Source organism: Streptomyces sp. NPDC053474 (assembly GCF_044544845.1).
GTDB lineage: Bacteria > Actinomycetota > Actinomycetes > Streptomycetales > Streptomycetaceae > Streptomyces.
In genome coordinates this window covers 62615-79784 of sequence record NZ_JBITXV010000007.1, presented here as the reverse complement: position 1 = coordinate 79784, position 17170 = coordinate 62615, and the positions used below count along the sequence as shown (strand labels likewise).

Annotated in this window: 16 protein-coding genes; 7 read left to right on the top strand and 9 right to left on the bottom strand. The window is 75.0% G+C overall.

Annotation, left to right across the window (positions count from 1 at the left end):
- The first annotated feature begins 232 nt into the window (after positions 1-232).
- From ACIG3E_RS18060 to ACIG3E_RS18030, 7 genes are all read left to right on the top strand, one after another.
- On the top strand, positions 233-511 hold the full coding sequence (locus ACIG3E_RS18060) for a hypothetical protein (protein ID WP_399616950.1): 279 nt from the start codon (positions 233-235) through the stop codon (positions 509-511).
- A gap of 50 nt (positions 512-561) precedes the next feature.
- Positions 562-1209, top strand: a complete 648-nt coding sequence (locus tag ACIG3E_RS18055) for a class F sortase (RefSeq protein ID WP_399616948.1) — start codon at positions 562-564, stop codon at positions 1207-1209.
- 57 nt (positions 1210-1266) lie between these two features.
- A complete protein-coding gene (locus ACIG3E_RS18050) occupies positions 1267-2049 on the top strand; it encodes a hypothetical protein (protein ID WP_399616946.1) in 783 nt (260 codons plus the stop codon).
- On the top strand, positions 2046-3371 hold the full coding sequence (locus ACIG3E_RS18045) for an ATP-binding protein (RefSeq protein ID WP_399616943.1): 1326 nt from the start codon (positions 2046-2048) through the stop codon (positions 3369-3371). The genes ACIG3E_RS18050 and ACIG3E_RS18045 overlap by 4 nt, the downstream gene beginning before the upstream one ends.
- Positions 3372-3478: 107 nt before the next feature.
- Entirely contained in the window at positions 3479-3835 is a 357-nt protein-coding gene (locus tag ACIG3E_RS18040; RefSeq protein WP_399616940.1) for an SH3 domain-containing protein, read from the top strand.
- A gap of 98 nt (positions 3836-3933) precedes the next feature.
- Positions 3934-5286, top strand: a complete 1353-nt coding sequence (locus tag ACIG3E_RS18035) for an FtsW/RodA/SpoVE family cell cycle protein (RefSeq protein ID WP_399616937.1) — start codon at positions 3934-3936, stop codon at positions 5284-5286.
- Positions 5283-6740 (top strand): penicillin-binding transpeptidase domain-containing protein, encoded by a 1458-nt coding sequence (locus ACIG3E_RS18030; protein ID WP_399616934.1) that lies wholly within the window; start codon positions 5283-5285, stop codon positions 6738-6740. Before ACIG3E_RS18035 ends, ACIG3E_RS18030 begins: the two co-directional genes overlap by 4 nt.
- A gap of 82 nt (positions 6741-6822) precedes the next feature.
- On the opposite strand, the gene ACIG3E_RS18025 is transcribed toward ACIG3E_RS18030, so the two are convergent.
- From ACIG3E_RS18025 to ACIG3E_RS17985, 9 genes are all read right to left on the bottom strand, one after another.
- The gene (locus ACIG3E_RS18025) at positions 6823-7980 is read right to left on the bottom strand and encodes a C40 family peptidase (RefSeq protein WP_399616932.1); all 1158 of its coding nucleotides are present in this window, start codon (positions 7978-7980) and stop codon (positions 6823-6825) included.
- A gap of 154 nt (positions 7981-8134) precedes the next feature.
- Positions 8135-8425 (bottom strand): hypothetical protein, encoded by a 291-nt coding sequence (locus ACIG3E_RS18020; RefSeq protein WP_399616929.1) that lies wholly within the window; start codon positions 8423-8425, stop codon positions 8135-8137.
- Between the two features lie 37 nt (positions 8426-8462).
- Entirely contained in the window at positions 8463-9194 is a 732-nt protein-coding gene (locus ACIG3E_RS18015) for a TetR/AcrR family transcriptional regulator (protein ID WP_399616926.1), read from the bottom strand.
- 111 nt (positions 9195-9305) lie between these two features.
- Positions 9306-10244 carry a diiron oxygenase gene (locus ACIG3E_RS18010; protein WP_399616924.1) on the bottom strand — a complete coding sequence of 313 codons (939 nt, stop codon included), beginning with the start codon at positions 10242-10244 and terminating at the stop codon, positions 9306-9308.
- 185 nt (positions 10245-10429) lie between these two features.
- The gene (locus ACIG3E_RS18005) at positions 10430-11665 is read right to left on the bottom strand and encodes a styrene monooxygenase/indole monooxygenase family protein (RefSeq protein ID WP_399616921.1); all 1236 of its coding nucleotides are present in this window, start codon (positions 11663-11665) and stop codon (positions 10430-10432) included.
- A gap of 61 nt (positions 11666-11726) precedes the next feature.
- Positions 11727-12359, bottom strand: a complete 633-nt coding sequence (locus tag ACIG3E_RS18000) for a GTP-binding protein (RefSeq protein ID WP_399616918.1) — start codon at positions 12357-12359, stop codon at positions 11727-11729.
- Positions 12340-12777, bottom strand: coding sequence for a DUF742 domain-containing protein (locus tag ACIG3E_RS17995; protein WP_399616915.1), 438 nt, complete (start codon positions 12775-12777; stop codon positions 12340-12342). The genes ACIG3E_RS18000 and ACIG3E_RS17995 overlap by 20 nt, the downstream gene beginning before the upstream one ends.
- The gene (locus ACIG3E_RS17990; protein ID WP_399616912.1) at positions 12777-13379 is read right to left on the bottom strand and encodes a roadblock/LC7 domain-containing protein; all 603 of its coding nucleotides are present in this window, start codon (positions 13377-13379) and stop codon (positions 12777-12779) included. The genes ACIG3E_RS17995 and ACIG3E_RS17990 overlap by 1 nt, the downstream gene beginning before the upstream one ends.
- A gap of 8 nt (positions 13380-13387) precedes the next feature.
- Positions 13388-16141, bottom strand: coding sequence for a nitrate- and nitrite sensing domain-containing protein (locus ACIG3E_RS17985; protein ID WP_399617801.1), 2754 nt, complete (start codon positions 16139-16141; stop codon positions 13388-13390).
- Between the last annotated feature and the right edge of the window lie 1029 nt (positions 16142-17170).

Below are 17170 nucleotides of genomic sequence, written 5' to 3'. Positions count from 1 at the left end.
CGGCAAGAAGCTGACGGGGCCGCACGGAAGTTCATGCCTGTTCGCCCGGGGTTCGCCCCGCTGGGCCCGGTCCGTGCGCCGTGCTCCCCGGTTCCGTAACGGCACCGCTCGCACAGCTATGGCGCGCTGTTACACACTCGCCGAACCGCCGCAACGGCGGCCGCCTAGCGTCGTAGCCGTCATCGCACCCACCGGGCCCCGGGCCCCGCCGCACGAGCGCAAGGACCGCACCGTGAGCCATCCCCGCCGCCGCACCGCCGCCCTCCGGACCGCCGCCGTCGCCGCGCTCGCGGGCGGCGCGCTCCTCACCCCCGCCACCGGCGCGTTCGCCGCCGCGCCCGCCCCCTCGGCCTCCCACACCACCACGCCGCAGGGCGGCGTCCGCGCGGGCACCGAGGGGCTGCGCGACAGCGGGAACCCCGCGTTCCTCGCGGCGGGCGGCGCCATGGCCGCCGCCGGTGCCGCGGGCCTCGGCTTTGCGATGCTGCGCCGCGGCCGTACCGACGGCTGATCCGGGCCGCCCCCCTTCTCGACGACTCCCCCGCAAGACCAGGAGCGCCCATGACCACGCAGCCCCAGGAAGACGCCGCCGCCCCCGCCCGCCGCCGCACGGGACGCATCGCCGCGGCCGCCGCCCTCACCGCCGCCGTCGGCGTCGGGCTCATCGCCTGCGGTCAGGGCGGCCAGAGCGCCGCCGCACCCGATGTGACCGTGAAGAACGCGGCGACCACGCAGGCCAGACAGGCCCCGGCGCCCCTGGCGGAGTCGAAGCCGACCGGCCTGCGGATCCCGGCGGCCGGTGTCGACGCCTCGCAGATGCTGGACCTCGGCATCGGCGCGGACGGCGAGCTGGAGGTGCCGCCGGTCGCGAAGGCGGAGGTCCCGGGCTGGTGGACGGGCGGCGTCACGCCCGGTCAGAAGGGCGCGGCCGTGCTCGTCGCGCACTACGACACCGTGAAGGGACCGGCGCTGATGCGGAACGTGGCCCGGGTGAAGGTCGGCGACGCCATCATGGTGCCGCGCGCGGACGGCAGCACGGCGAGGTTCCGGGTGCGCGAGATCCAGCAGGTCGACAAGGAAGACTTTCCAACCCATAAGGTGTACGGGACGACCGACCGGCCGGAGCTGCGCCTGCTGACATGCGGCGGCCCGATCAGGAACGGACACCGCGCCGACAACATCATCCTCTACGCCGACCTCGTGCGGTGACCAGGCTCCCCCGGTTCCTGGCCCCGCGCGCCTCACCCCCGTCCCTGGCCCGCAGGAGTGCCGTTGAACCGCAGCCGCCGCAGCGCGCTCGCCGCAGCCGCCGTCGCGCTGCTGGCGGGCGCGTTCGCCGCGGGCTGCGGCGACCCGGGCGACCTGCGCAGCTCGGGCGCGACCCCCACGGCCGTCGGCCCCACCCGGCTCTGGCCCGACCTGCCGCCCGCGTCCTCGCCGATCGGTGACTACGGCACGGCGGACACCGAGGAGGTCACGGGCGTGCGGGTGCCCGGCGGCGACCTCCACAAGGTGAGCCCCGTCGCCATCGTGAAGGCGCAGGCGGCCGCGCACCCCGACGACTACAGCGGCCCGTCCGCGCTCTACAAGGAGACCGCGGACGCCCTGAAGAACTGCGGCAAGAAGGACCGGGAGTGCCCGGTCCTCAAGGCGTACTACCGCGACTTCACCGGTGACGGGAAGGACGACATGGTCATCGGCATCCGCATGCCCGAGGAGCAGCTGGCCATCCGTGTCTACGCGATGGACAAGGGCCATCTGACGCAGATCATGGGCACGTCCGACGCCGTGCTCGGCGTGGAGCTGGCCGGGCGCGACCTGGTGCTCCGCGCGGCCTCCGACATCCCCGGCTACGAGTACCGCACGGCCTGGTCCTGGGACCGCCACCAGCGGGCGATGCTGCCGACCCGCGACGAGTTCCTGCGCTCCACCGACGCGCCGCGGCCCAAGGGCGCGCGCAGCCCGGCGCCCGAGATGACCGAGATCCCCGCCGAGGAGGCCCCGGCCCCAGGTCCGAGCTCCGGCGAGCACCCGGACGCGGGCGAATGACCGGCCCGAACGGGCCGCGCCGCCCCCGGCTCCCGCTGCGCCTGCCCGCCTGGACGGCGACCCTGACGTGGAAGGCCGCAGTCTTCATCGTCGTGATGTGCTGCGCCCTCGCGGCCCTGCTCGGCGTGCTCGTGCACGTGGCGGTGACGAACCAGACCGTGGGCCAGGCCCGCGAGCGCGCCCTGTCCCGGCTCGACGACGCCACCAAGCAGTACGAGGCGGGCGGCCGCCTCGGCCCGGGCGCGGGCATCGACCCGCCGGGCCTGCCGGGCCGCCTGCGCGACCTCGCCGTGGGCGGACAGCGCGGCACGATGGTCGGCGACCACGACCGGACGCCCACGGTGTGGGCGGCGGGGCCCGCGGACGGCGGCCGCGCGATCGCCGTGGAGGTCGACTACGCCCAGGGCGCCCGCACCATCGACGGCCTCGACCGGGCGATCCTGGGCTCGTCGGTGCTCGCGATCGGCGCGACCCTGCTGGTCGGGGCGTTCGCGGTGACGCGCGTGACGCGGCGCCTGCACCTGACGGCCCGGGTCGCGCGCCGCATCAGCGCGGGCGACCTGGACGCGCGCGTGCACGACCCGCGCACCCGCGACCCCGGCCGCCACCAGGACGAGGTGGCCACGGTCTCCGGAGCCCTGGACACCATGGCCTCCTCGCTCCAGGGCAAGCTCCTGAGCGAGCAGCGGTTCACCGCGGACGTGGCGCACGAGCTGCGCACCCCGCTGACCGGTCTGCACGCGGCGGCCGAGCTGCTGCCGCCGGGCCGCCCGACCGAGCTGGTCAGGGACCGGGTGGCCGCCCTGCGCACGCTCACCGAGGACCTCCTGGAGATCTCCCGGCTCGACACGCGCAACGAACGCGTGGACCTGGACGCGGTGCGGCTCGCTCCCCTGGCGGAGCGCGTGCTGCGCGCCTCGGGCGCCGAGGGCGCCGAGGTGGAACTGATCGTCGTACGCGACCTCGTGGTGGAGAGCGACGGGCGGCGCCTGGAGCGGGTGCTCGGCAACCTCGTGGCGAACGCCGTCAAGCACGGGGCGCCGCCGGTGTCCCTGACCGTGGACGGGCCGGTGATCACCGTGCGGGACCACGGCCCCGGCTTCCCCGACTACCTGGTGGAACACGGCCCGCAGCGCTTCCGCACCGAGGGCACCACCAAGGGCCACGGCCTCGGTCTGACCATCGCGCTCGGCCAGGCGCGGGTGGTCGGCGCGACCCTCACCTTCACCAATGTGGAGCAAGGGACGGGAGCGGTCGCCACGCTCACGCTGCCGGGCGCCGAGCGGCTCTCCGGGGACGAGCAGGACGAAGTCCGGGCCTGACGGGGACGTCTGACCGTACGTGACCCTTTGCGGTGGCCGGGTGTCGCTTTTAGCGTGAATCGCGGCCTATGGACCGGCCGTCCACCCACTCCCCCGAGGAGACCCTCATGGCCCTGCGCCCCCGCTCCCTCGCCGCCCGCCTCGGCATAGCCGTCGCCGGTGGCGCGCTCGCCGCCACCACGCTGGCCACCGCCCCGGCCCTCGCCGCCGAGGGCAACGAGCACCCCCGCAGCTACAAGGGCAAGGTCACCGCCAAGCCCGGACTGCTCCTGCGCGACCGGCCCACGCGGGGCAGCAAGGTCGTCCGGTACGAGCCGTACGGCAAGATCGTGCACATCTTCTGCAAGACGCGCGGCGAGCACATCCAGGGCAACGACCGCTGGTACCTCCTCACCGACGGCACCTGGGCCTGGGGCGCCGCGCACTACATCGCCAACATCGGGCCCGCCCCGCGCTGGTGCTGAGCCACGGGAGCCACGGGAGCCTCCGGAGCCACCGGAGCCACCGGAGTCCAGGCGGGGCATAACCGGACATTAAGCCCGGAGCTTGCTACGTTCCGGGCATGGAGGTCCGCGTCCCGCGGCGCCGGGGCACCGAACTCGCCCTGATCGTCGTCGCCGTCCTGCTCTCGGTCTACGGCTACTGCGACGTGGGCCTGGCCAGGACCGGCTCCGTCCCGCCCGGCGCCGCCGGCTACGGCGCCGGGCTCGGCGTGCTCGCGCTCCTCGCCCATCTGGCGGTACGCCTGCGCGCCCCGTACGCCGACCCGCTGCTCCTGCCGATCGCCGTGCTCCTCAACGGCCTGGGGCTCGTCCTCATCTACCGGCTCGACCTGGAGACGCCCGGCGACCGGGCCGCGCCGACCCAGCTGGTCTGGTCCACCATCGGCGTCGGCCTGTGCGTCGCGGTGGTGGTCCTGCTGCGCGACCACCGGCTGCTGCGGCGCTACGCGTACCTCTCCGTCGTCGCGGCGCTCGTGCTGATGATCGTGCCGATCTTCTTCCCGGCCGTGAACGGCGCCCGCATCTGGATCCGGGTCGGCGGGTTCTCCATCCAGCCGGGCGAGTTCGCGAAGATCCTGTTCGCGGTGTTCTTCGCCAGCTACCTCGCGGCCAACCGCACCGCCCTCGCCACCACCGGCCGCACCCTGGGGAGGTTCGTCCAGCTCCCCACCGGACGCGTGCTCGGCCCGGTCGTGGCGATCTGGCTGCTGAGCGTCGGCGTCCTGGTCCTGGAGCGGGACCTGGGGACCTCGCTGCTCTTCTTCGGGCTCTTCGTGGTCCTGCTGTACGTCGCCACGGGCCGCACCGGCTGGATCGCCGTCGGCCTGCTGCTCGCGGCGGCGGGCGCCTACGCGGTCGGCTCGCTCGAACCGCACGTGCACAGCCGCGTCGCGGACTGGCTGCACCCCTTCGCCTCCATCGAGGCGGGGCAGGGCCCCAACCAACTCGCCCAGTCGCTCTTCGCGTTCGCGGCGGGCGGGCTGCTCGGCACCGGGCTCGGGCTCGGCCACTCCATCCTCATCGGCTTCGCCGCGAAGTCGGACTTCGTCCTCGCCACGGCGGGCGAGGAGCTGGGCCTCGCCGGGCTCACGGCGATCTTCCTGCTCTACGCGCTGCTCGTGGAGCGCGGCTACCGCGCCGGGCTCGCGCTGCGCGACCCCTTCGGGCGGCTCCTGGCCGTCGGGCTCGCCTCGATCGTGGCGCTCCAGGTGTTCGTGATCGCGGGCGGCGTGACCGGGCTCATCCCGCTGACCGGCATGGCGATGCCGTTCCTCGCCCAGGGCGGCTCGTCCGTCGTCACCAACTGGATCATCGTGGCGCTGCTCATCCGGCTGAGCGACTCGGCCCGCGCCCACGCCCCGGCGGGCGAGGAATCCGCCGGAGCCCGGCCGGGGCAGGAGGCGTCCCCGTGACCCGGTACATCCGCCACGCCGCGGCGTTCTGCCTGCTGCTGCTCGTGGCGCTGCTCGTGAACGCCACCCGCGTACAGGTCTTCGACGCCGAGAAGTACGACGACAACCCCGCCAACCGCCGCCGGGCCATCGAGCGCTTCGCCGTGCCCCGCGGCGACATCCTGGTCGACGGCCGCCCGGTCACCGGCTCCAAGGACACCCACGAGCAGCTGCGCCACGAGCGGACGTACACGAACGGCCCGCTGTACGCGCCGGTGACGGGCTTCGCCTCGCAGGTGTACGGCACGACGTTCCTGGAGCACGCCGAGGACTCCGTGCTCTCCGGCACCGACCCGATGCTCGCGCCGCTGCCCCTGTGGCACGACCTCACCCGGTCGCGGAGCCCCGGCGGCGACGTCGTCACCACCGTCAGGGCCGCCGTGCAGCGGGCCGCGCACGCCGGGCTCGACGGCAAGAAGGGCGCCGTGGTCGCGCTCGAACCGGCCACCGGCAGGATCCTCGCGCTGGTCTCCACCCCGTCGTACGACCCCGAGCGGCTCTCCGGGACGAGCCGCTCGGTGGCGGACTCCTGGGCCCGGCTCAACGCCGACCCCGACAAGCCGATGCTGAACCGCGCGCTGCGCCAGACGTATCCGCCCGGCTCGACGTTCAAGGTGGTCACGGCGGCGGCCGCGCTCGACGCGGGCGAGGTCACCGACCTGGACGCGCCGACGAAGTCCCCCGACCCGTACACGCTCCCCGGCACCTCCACGCGCCTGTCGAACGAGGTCACCGGCTGCGCCGACGCGAGCCTGCGCTACGCCTTCCGGTGGTCGTGCAACACCGTGTTCGCCAAGCTGGGCGCCGACACGGGGCTCGACGCCCTGGTCGAGACGGCGGGGAAGTTCGGCTTCAACGACCCCGGGATCAAGGTGCCGTCGTCGGTGGCCGCCAGCACCTTCGACACGTCGATGGACCGGGCGCAGCTCGCCCTCTCGGCCATCGGCCAGTACGACACCCGGGCCACGCCGCTGCAGATGGCGATGGTGGCGGCGGCCGTCGCCAACGGCGGCTTCGTCAAGGCGCCGCACCTCGTGGAGCGGACCACCACCAGTTCCGGGACCACGGTGGACTCGACGGGCACGCGCACGCTCCACCAGGCCATGGGGCCGGGCACGGCGCTGCGCCTTCGGGAGCTGATGACGGAGGTCGTCGAGCAGGGCACCGGCACGAACGCGGCGATCCCCGGGGTGACCGTGGGCGGCAAGACCGGCACCGCGCAGCACGGGCTCGGCAACTCCGGTACGCCGTACGCCTGGTTCATCTCCTGGGCACAGAAGCCGGGGGACGGGGAGCCGTCGGTGGCGGTGGCGGTGGTCGTCGAGGACGCGGCCGCTGCGCGCGCGGACATCAGCGGTGGGGGGAGTGCCGCGCCCATCGCCCGGGCGGTCATGGAGGCCGCGCTGGCGGAGTGAGCGGTCGCGAGCGCCCTGAAGGGGCGCGGGGAACTGCGCGACCAGCCACGACGGCTCCGCAGGCGACCGACGGCCCGGTAGCTCAGGGCAGCTCCTGCCCCACCCCGGTGTCCGCGCCTGCCCGGGCCCCGGCGGGCAAGCGCGGTGGCTCGTAGTCCGACACCGGTGCCGCGCCCCGGTCGGGGCGGACCGCGCCGAGGAGGGGGTTGGCCGCGAGCGGGGAGACCTTCACCTTCGCCCCGGGCCGGGGCGCGTGTACCACGAGCCCGTCGCCCAGGTAGAGGCCGACGTGCGTGGCCTTGGGGAAGTAGACGACCAGGTCGCCGGGGCGCAGCTGCCGCAGCGGCACCCGGGGCAGGCGCGCCCACTGCTCCTGGCTGGTCCGCGGGATCTCCCGCCCGCCCGCGCCCCACGCCCGCTGCGTGAGCCCGGAGCAGTCGAACGTGGCGGGCCCCTCCGCGCCCCACTCGTACGGCTTGCCGATCTGCTCGACGGCGTACCGCACGGCCCGCTCGCCCCGGGCCGAAGGGGCCCGCCGGACGCCGGGCGCGCCGAGCGCCCCGGACGCGACGAGCTCGCGCTGGGCGGCGTCCGCGCCGGTGCGCTCGGCGCGGCCGACCGCGGCGAGCTCCTCGGTGCTGAGCGAGGCGAGCAGCTCCTCGACCTCGCGCAGCCGCGTCCGTACGCCGTCGCGGGCCCGCTCCTGGCGCCGGGCGAGGGACTCCTGCGCGGCCAGGGCGCGCTGGGCGGCGCGGGCGAGGGCGTCGGCCCGCTTCTCGCCGTCGGCGAGGCGGGCGACGGCCGCGGCCCGGTCGGCCGCGGCGCGGCGCAGCACGTGGCGCTGGTCGAGGGCGCCGCGCGGGCTGCGGGCGAGCAGCAGCCGGACGTAGGAGGAGATCTCCACGCTGTTGTTCTGGTACTGCTGACGGGCCAGGCGGCCCGCGGCGCCGCGGCCGTCGCGCGCGGCGGCCCGTGCCGCACCGAGGCGGCGGTCGAGGTCGGCGACCTTGCGGCGCTGCTCCTTGAGCTTCTCCTCGGTGGCGTTGTACGTCTCGGTGGACTCCTCGGCCCTGCGGTACAGGCGCTGAAGGTCCGTCAGCAGGGTGGCCACGGAGCGCTCGCCCGGGGCGGGGGCGGGCCTGGGGGCGGCGTGGGCCGGTGGCAGCACGGGGAGGGGCGCCGTCACCAGCGCGGAGAGCGCGGAGCCCGCGCAGGCCCAGCGCAGGAGCCTTCCTGACACGTCATCACCTCCGGTGCGCGACGGGCCTTCCGGCGCGCACCGCGAGCATCCGGCCGCCGGGCGGGGCCCGCCTCCCGGCGGTGGGCGCTTGGCGCAACGGGGTCACTCGTACCAGGGGTCCGCGGCGCGTCACCTTGCCCTGGCGGGGCGGGCCCTAGCCCCGAGGGGCCTGAGATTTGGACCAGGGCCACTTCAGGTCGCGCAGGCGGCCGCCGCAGGGGTCCGCGTCGGGGTCGTACTCGTACCGCCAGCCCGCGTGCAGCCCGAACCGCTTGGCGGACTCGGCGGCCACCCGGCGGTAGACGAGCACCGTGGGCTCGCCCCCCGCGTCGTCCGGCACCGGGACCCGGTACACCTTCGGCGGATGACCGGTCGGCCCGAGCAGGACCGGGAGCACGCGGCCGTCCAGCGGGCCGCCCACGAAGGGGGTGTCTTCACTCTTCACCGGCCCAGTGTCCGTCACCCCGCGCCCCGGGCGCCCGTCACACCAGGTGCGCGGCCTGCGCGACCACCGGCAGGATCCGCCGGACCAGCTCGCCCACCGGCCCCTCGGGGCTCTCCAGGGCGAGGGCGCGGCGCACCACGTCGGCGGTCTGCGGGTCCCGCCCCGCAGTGGCCGCGACCTGGGCCACGAACTGCTCGACGAGCAGCTCCCGCAGCTCGTCGAGCGGCGGCCGCTTGTCCTCGTCGAGCCAGATCAGGGAGGCCGCCTCCACCGCGGTGACCCACATCCGCACGGTGGCGCGCAGCCGCGGTCCGGCCGGTTCGGCGAGGTCCATGTGGGCGAGGATGTGCGTGACGGCGGAGCGCCGGACCTCGTCCACGATGGCGGTCGTCCGGGAGGTCTCCACGACGCTGCCGCCCTGGAGCAGGGCGCTGAACCCGGCGTCGTGCTCGTCCACGAACGCCAGGTACCGGTCGACGGCCCGGGACAGGCGCTGGGTGAGGGGGCCCTCCTGGGGCTCGGCGAAGCACTGCTCCAGGTCGTCGGCGGCCGACCGCAGCGCGGCCTCGTACAACTGCTGCTTGCCGCCGGGGAAGTAGCGGTAGACGAGGGGGCGCGAGACGCCCGCGGCCTCCGCCACGTCGTCGAGCGAGACCTCTTCGGGCGCGCGGTGCGCGAACAGCGAGAGGGCGGCGGCGAGCAGCTGGCTCCGGCGCGCTTCGACGCTGAGGCGTCGGTACGCAGGGGTGGGGCTGACGGCTGCGGTCATGCTCCGCAGGGTAACCGGGTTGTCGTACGAGTGGTGGGGCCTGGGACCGTGGACGCCTGCGGGCCGTCCGTGGCTGGTCGCGCAGTTCCCCGCGCCCCTTTGCCGGGGTGCTTAGGCGAGCAGGCCCGAGGACCTCCACAGCCTGCGGCCTACGCCGCGCAGGACCCCGATGTCGTCGAGGAAGTCGGTGAGGCGCTTCGCCCCGCTCTGCATGACCTCGCGGCGGTGGCCGCTCGCCTTGACCTGGGCGACGGCTTCGCGGCGGTCGAGGCCCACGTCCGTGTAGACCTGCGGGTTGACGAAGGCGATGGAGAAGACGCGGGCGGCCTCGCCGGAGCTGAGCCGGGTCAGCTCGCGCTCCCAGCGCGGGGCGGTCACCATCTGGCGGCGCAGCTCCTCGCGCGCGTAGCGGACGTGCCGGGCCTCCTCCACGACGTGGATGCGGGTCACGCCGCGCACCAGGGTCTGCACGCGCTCGTCCGGGAACGTCAGGCGCTGCATCCAGTCGAGGATCTCCTCGCCGAGCAGCGTGCAGGCGAACGAACCGGGCGTGGTCGAGACGGTCTTCAGGACGCGGGCGAGGTTGTGGTTGAGCCGCGTCACGGGGTACGTGGGCGCGTTGCCCTTCTGGATCATGCGGGCGAACATCATCGAGTGGCGGCACTCGTCGGCTATCTCGGTGAGCGCGTACCGCACGTGCGCGCTGGTCACGGACTTGTCGTAGATGTGCCGTACGAGCAGCTGCATCAGGATGATCTCGAACCAGATGCCGAGCGAGGCGAGCGAGGCCGCCTCGTGCCGGGCGAGGTCGAAGCGCTGCTCCTCGGACATCCGCTTCCACATCGGGGTGTCGTAGAGCGAGACGAGCTCCGGCGGCCAGAACCACTTGCCGTCCTCGACGGGGGCGTCCCAGTCGATCTCCCGGTCCGGGTCGAAGGAGTGCTTGGCGGAGGACTCCAGGAGCCGTACGGCGACTTGCTCGCGGTCCTTGAGCAGGCCGAGCGCGTCCCGCAGAACGGTGAGCTCGCCGTCTTCGGTCACGGTCGTCATGAGGTCTCCTGCTCTTCGGGGTGCTGTCTGAGGTGTCTGAAGCGGGTTACCTGCGGTCACCTCTTATAAGACTGCTTGTCAGCAAGACCGTCAATCCCCTGTGCGCAACGAGATCGCCGGAGGGGCCATGAACAGCCCCTCCGGCGTTTGAGAGCGGGGGTCCGGGGCGGAGCCCCCGGAATCGGCTACGCCCCGGCCACCTGTGCCAGATACGCCTCCGCGCGCGCGGCGTCGTAGAAGTACCCCTCGAAGTCCGCCGGATCGTCGAAGCCGTTGGCGAACCGGTCGGCCACGGGCTGGAGTTCGCCCGCCGCCCCGAGGAGGCCGATGACGTGCTCCGGCGGCGGCGCCAGCATCGCGTTGGTCCACTTCGTGACGTGCCGCGCGGTCTCCCAGTACCGCGCGAACGCGGCCTCCATCCAGGCCTCGTCGAAGGGCCGGTCCCCGTGCTCCACGATGGACGCCAGGTACGACGCCGCGCACTTGGAGGCGGAGTTGGACCCCTGCCCGGTGATCGGGTCGTTCGCGACGACCACGTCGGCGACGCCGAGGACGAGGCCGCCGGAGGGCAGCCGCCCGACGGGCTTGCGCACGGTGGGGGCGTACCGCCCGGCCAGCGTGCCGCCCGCGTCGGTCAGCTCGGCCTTCGTGGCGCGCGCGTACTCCCAGGGCAGGAACTTCTCCAGGAGTTCCAGGGTGAGGGCGAGGTGCTCGCCGGGGTCCTTCACCCCCTGGAAGACGTCGAGCGGGCCGCCCGGAACGCCCTCCCAGAAGACGATGTCCGCCCGCCCTGACGTGGTGAGCGTCGGCATCACGAACAGCTCGCCGACCCCCGGCACGAGGTTGCAGCGGACCGCGTCGAACTCGGGGTGCTCCGGGCGCGGCCCGAGGCCGTGGACGTAGGCGACCGCGAGCGCCCGCTGCGGCACGGCGTACGGCGACCGCCGCGGGTCGCGCTCGAACATCGACACCAGCTCGCCCTTGCCCGCGGAGACCAGGACCAGGTCGTAGGCGCGCGAGAAGTAGTCGAGGTCGCCGACGGCCGCGCCGTGGATGACGAGCTGGCCGCCGCGCTGGGCGAACGTCTCCATCCACCCGGCCATCTTCACGCGCTGGTCGACGGATTGCGCGTGGCCGTCGAGCCGCCCCACCCAGTCGATGACGCGGGCGGACTCGGGCCCGGCGACGGAGACGCCGACGCCCTCGATGTCCGGGGCCTGCGACTCCCAGAAGTTCAGCCCCAGATCGCGCTCGTGCTGGAGCGCGGTGGCGAACATGCACTGCGTCGACATGACCCGTCCCGAACGGATCTCGTCCGCCGTACGGTTGGACATCAGCGTGACCTCGTACCCCTGCGACTGGAGTCCGAGCGCGAGCTGGAGACCGGACTGACCGGCTCCGACGATGAGTATCTTGCGCATGCGGGTCCTTCCCTACCTCATGGAACGCGGCGGGCGCACGGGCGCGGGCACGCCCGAGCCGTCACTCGGGCGTTTCGTCCAGCGCGTGGCCCACCAGGGCGAGCAGCGATTCGATCACGGAGGGCCGCTGCCGCGCGTCCATGATCAGCACGGGTATCCGGTCGGCCACGGTGAGAGCCTCGCGGACGTCCTCCGCCTCGTAGCGCTCGGTGCCCTCGAAGTGGTTGACCGCCACGACGTACGGAAGCCCGCAGCTCTCGAAGTAGTCGAGCGCGGGGAAGCAGTCGGTGAGCCTGCGGGTGTCAGCGAGGACGACCGCGCCGATCGCGCCGCGCACCAGGTCGTCCCACATGAACCAGAAGCGCTGCTGCCCCGGCGTGCCGAACAGGTACAGGACGAGGTCGTCGGCCAGCGTGATGCGGCCGAAGTCCATGGCGACCGTGGTCGTGGTCTTGCCCGGGGTCGCGCTCAGATCGTCGGTGTCGGCGCTGGCCTGCGTCATCAGCGCCTCCGTCCGCAGGGGCGTGATCTCTGAGACGGCCGAGACGAGCGTGGTCTTGCCGACGCCGAAGCCGCCCGCCACCACGATCTTCGTGGCGATCGGCGCGCGCGTGCGGTCCAGCTGCCAGTCCTGTACGGCCTCTTCGCCGTCGAGCAGTTCCTGGACCCGGGTCTCAGATGCCGCGGAGCCCATGCAACACCCTTTCCAGCAGCGCGCGGTCCGGCCGCCCCGGGCCGTGGCCCGTCCCGTACACGCGGATCCTTCCCTGGTCGGCGAGGTCGCTGAGCAGCACGCGGACCACGCCGAGCGGTATCTTCAACAGCGCCGAGATCTCCGCGACCGTACGCATCCGGCGGCAGAGCTCCACGATCGCCAGGAGCTCCGGCATCACCCGGGCGCTCAGCGAGTCGCCCCGCCCCGGCTCGCCCCGCCCCAGCTCGCGCCGCTCCTCGGCCGCTTCGAGCGCGGGCTGCGCGGCCACGAAGGTCTCGACGAGCAGGACGTGCCCGAACCGGGTGCGGCCGCCGGTGAGCGAGTACGGCCGGACCCGCGCGGGCTTCCGGTCGGCGCCGCGCACCGGCAGGCGGGGCGCCGCCGCGCCCGCGCCCATCAGACGCTCTCCATCGACTGCCGCAGCTCGCTGCGGAGTTCGGGCGTCAGGACGTGCCCGGCCCGGCCGACGAACAGCGCCATGTGGTACGCCACGACCGTCATGTCGCAGTCGGGCGTCGCGTGCACCCCGAGCAGCGAGCCGTCGCTGATCGCCATCACGAAGAGGCTGCCCTCAGCCATGGCGACGACGGTCTGCTTGACCGATCCGCCGTCCATGAGCTGCGCCGCGCCGAGGGTGAGGCTGCCGAGCCCGGACACGATGGTGGCGAGGTCCGCGCTCGACCCCCGGGGCCCGGTGGGGCGGTGGGCGGGGCGGCGCTCGGCGTTGCGGTCGGGGTCGGAGGACAGCAGCAGGAGGCCGTCGGACGAGACGACGGCGACCGAGAGGATGCCGGTGACCTCCTCGACGAGGTTGGTCAGGAGCCAGTGCAGATTGCGGGCCTCGCTGCTCAGGCCGTGCACGGTGGGCCCGGCCTGCGCGGGCCGCGCGGCCGCGTCGGGCCGTCCGGGGTCCGTGCACTCCTCGGGGTCCGTGCGCCCCTCGGGCTCCGTGGACTCCTCGGGTTTCGTGGTCTGGGCGGAAGAACCGGGCGTGCGCATGGGCGCAGTCAACTGCTTGCCTCCTCGACTGGGTCCCCCGGAACATCTGCGGTCTCTGCTGTGCTCGTGTCCGCCGCCGCGCCGTGGGGCCCGGCGGTGCCCCGGCCGCGGGCCGCCTCTGTGGCGAGCTCCGCCGCCACGTCGCGCCGCCCGGTTATGGCGCCCCGCTGGAACCCTCCGAGCCTGCGCCGCAGCTCCTCGGCGTCGACACCGGTGGGGCGCGGCCGGGGCGTGAGTCCCCCGGCGATCGGGCTGACCTTCGGGGTCCGCTTGGGCAGGCCCTTGGCGGTGAAGACCTGGGGCGCGTCCTCGGGCGGGGTGTCCGCCTCGGGCTCGACGCGGCCGGGGTTTGCCGACGGCTCCTGGGGCCGGTCGGGGTGGTCGGTCCCGAAGGTCGGCGCCAGGAGTTCCAGGGTGGTCTCGGCGGCCGCGATCAGGGGGTCCCGCTCCCCCGCGCGCTGCGGCAGCTTGTGGGAGTCGGCCTCCGCGTCCTCCGCGTCGGAGCCGGGCGGGGACGCGGGGGGTTCCCCGTCCCGGGCGGCGGGCACGGCGACGGGCCCGGCGGCGGGCGGGGTCGGGGCCGACGGCACGGCGGTCGGCGGCGCGGCGTTCGGCGGAGGGGCGGCGAGCGGCGGGGCGGGCGGTTCGGTGAGTATGCCGTCGGGCAGCACCACGACGGCGGCCACGCCGCCCTGCTTCTGCTCGCGCAGGCGCACCCGCGCCCCGTGCCGGGCCGCGAGCCGGGCCACCACGTACAGGCCGAGCCCGAGCGCGTCACCGCTCTCGTGCTCGTACGCGTCCTCGGGGGAGAACGCGGCGTACTCGGCGAGCCGCGCGTTCAGCTCGCGCAGCCGCTCCACGCTCGCGCCGATGCCGTCGTCCTGGACGGAGAGCATCACCTCGCCGTTCTCCAGGAGCCAGCCGGACACCTCGACGGAGGAGTCGGGCGGCGAGAACGACGTCGCGTTCTCCAGGAGCTCCGCCACCAGGTGGCTGATGTCGTCCGCGGCGAACCCGGCGATGTGGGCGTGCGCGGGCAGCGTGGCGATGCGGACGCGCTCGTACCGCTCGATCTCGCTGACGGCGGCGCGTACGACGTCGACGAGCGGCACCGGGCCCGCGTGCTGGTGGCCGTGGTCGGCGCCCGCGAGGACGAGGAGGTTCTCGCTGTGGCGGCGCGTGACGGTGGCGAGGTGGTCGAGCTTGAACAGGGTGGCGAGCCGGTCGGGGTCCTGCTCGCGCTCCTCCAGGTTCTCGATGACGGCGAGCTGGCGCTCGACGAGGCCGAGCGTGCGCAGCGCGAGGTTCACGAACGTGCCCTGGATGCCGCGCCGCACCCGGTCCAGGTGCGTGGCGGCCTCGGCGAGTTCGGCGCGCAGCGCGTCGCGCTCGTCGGCCATCGCCTGGCGGGCGTCGGCCATCGTCTGGCGCTGCCCGATGAGGTGCTTGCGGTCGGCTTCGAGCGTGCCGAGGCGCTCCTGGACGGCGACGGCGTGGCCGTGCAGCGCGTTGACGGACCGGACGACGGCGGCGAACTCGTCGTCGCGGCCGGTGAACCGCACCGGCTCCGCCGTCGCGGGCGCCGCCGCCACCCGGGCCGCGCCGAGGCGGAGCACGGCGAGCGGGCGGGTGAGCGAGCGGGCCGTCGCCATGGCCACGCCGACGGCGAGGAGCAGCAGCGCGCCCACGAGCGCCACCCTGATCTCCAGGGCGGTGACGTCGTCGTCACGCAGCTCGGCGAGGCTCTTCGTACGGTCGGCGGCGAGCGCGTTCTCGGCGCCGCGCATGGCCTCGATGCGGGCGGAGAGGGCGGCGTTGACCTTGTCCCGGTCCAGGCGCTGGTCGGCGGCGGACAGCTTGCGCTCGTCGGTGAGCCGGTCCAGGTACTGCTCGGCCGTGGTCACCTCGGAGCCGGTGACCGTCGACTCGTAGGTGGCGCGGGCCTTGGCGGGCGCGGCGCCCTGGAAGTCGGCGAGCGCGGCGAGTTCGCGGACGTGCGCCTGCTGGGCAGCGGTGCTGAGGTCGTCGCGCTGCCCGGCCTCGGCGTCCGACGGGTCGGTCGCGGAGGTGGGCAGGCCGGTGACCGGGTCGACGGTGGCTCCTGTGGCGGCCGGGCGGGGCACGGACAGGGCGGCGAGCAGCAGGCCGCGGGTGGCGCCCGCCTGGTCGACGGCGTGGTCGAGGTCGGCGAGCGCGTAGGCGCCGGAGCCCGCGCGCGGCGGCAGCTTCTCGGCCAGTTCGCGGGTGAGGGCGTGGAGTTCGTCGATGGCCTTCGCGTACGCCTTGTGGGCGTCGAGGGCGCTGCTCCTGCCGGTGAGCGCGGAGCGCCGCACGGTGGCGAGCTCCGCGAGGTCCCGGCGGAGCCCGGCCGTGACGGAGCTGTTGGTGTTCGCGTCGGCGGCGGCCTCGCGCAGCTCCTCGATCCGCCGGTCCACGCGGGCGCTGCGGCTCTCGGACAGGCCCTTGCCGTCCGGGCGCCCGGCGGCGATGTAGGCGGTGACCTCGTCGCGCTCGTCGGCCAGCGAGTGGCTGAGCGTGATGGCCTGCTGGGTGAGCTCGGACAGCGTGACGAGGCTCTGCGAGTCGCTGAGGTCCCCGGAGGCGGCAATGATCGCGGGCGCCCCCGCTCCGGCGACGGCGGCGGCGACCACGGCGACCGCCGCGATGAGGCGGTTGCGGACTCGGGCCTTGGGCGCGGCCGCGGCTTGAGCGGAGCCTGGCTGCGCGGCCGGGGCCGGGGCAGGGCCCGGCTGCGCGGCCATGGCTTGAGCGGTGCTTGGCTGCGCGGCTGGGGCTTGGGCAGCGCCTGGCTGCGCGGCTGGGGCCTGCGGCGCCGGGGCCTGCGGGTCCGTGGGCTGGGCGGCAGCGGCCTGCTGCGGCACCGGCTGGGCCGGGCCGGACGTCGGCTCGGCGTCCGCCGGGGTGCTGGTGGCGGGGTGGAGCGTGGGCGAGGCGCCGGTGGCGTGCTGGGGCGCGGCCGAGGCGCTGCTCGGGCCCTGGGAGCCGCTCGGGCCCTGGACGCCGCTCGGGCCCTGGACGCCGCTCGGGCCCTGGACGCCGGTCGGGCCCTGGACGCCGGTCGGGCCCTGGACGCCGGTCGGGCCCTGGACGCCGGTCGGGCCCTGGACGCCGGTCGGGTGCTCGGGGCGGGGCTGGGCGCCGGTGGCGTGCTGGCTCCGGGGCGCGGGGTCGGAGGGGTGCTCGGCGTTCGCCGGGGTGCTGGTGTTGCGCTGGGGCGCGGGCGAGGTGCCGTTCGGGTGCTCGACGGACGCCGGGGTGCCGGTGCCGTGCTCGGCCCGGGGTGCTGTGCCGGTCGCGCGGTCGGCGCGGGCCCGGTCGCCGGTGGCGTGCTGGCTCCGGGGCGCGGCCTCGGACGGGCGCTCGGCGTTCGCCGGGGTGCTGGTGGCGTGCCGGGGCGCGGGCGAAGCGCCGTTCGGACGCTCGGCAGACGCCGGGGCGCCGGTGGCGTGCTGGCTCCGGGGCGCGGCCTCGGACGGGCGCTCGGCGTCCGCCGAGGTGCTGGTGGCGTGCCGGGGCGCGGGCGAAGCGCCGGTCGGACGCTCGGCAGACGCCGGGGCGCCGGTGCCGCGCCGGGCGCTGGGCGAAGCCTCGCCCGGGCCTTCGGCACGGGCCAGGGGCTCCGTACGGGCCGCGGCCTCCGCGAACGCGTCGGCGGGGGTCTCCGCGTGGCCCTCGCGCCCCGCGGCGCCCTGGCCGGAGGGAGGGGTCGCGGCGCCCGGTCTGGCCCTTCCCGGGGCCTTCTGGCTGCCTTCGCGCCGAGGCCGCATCTC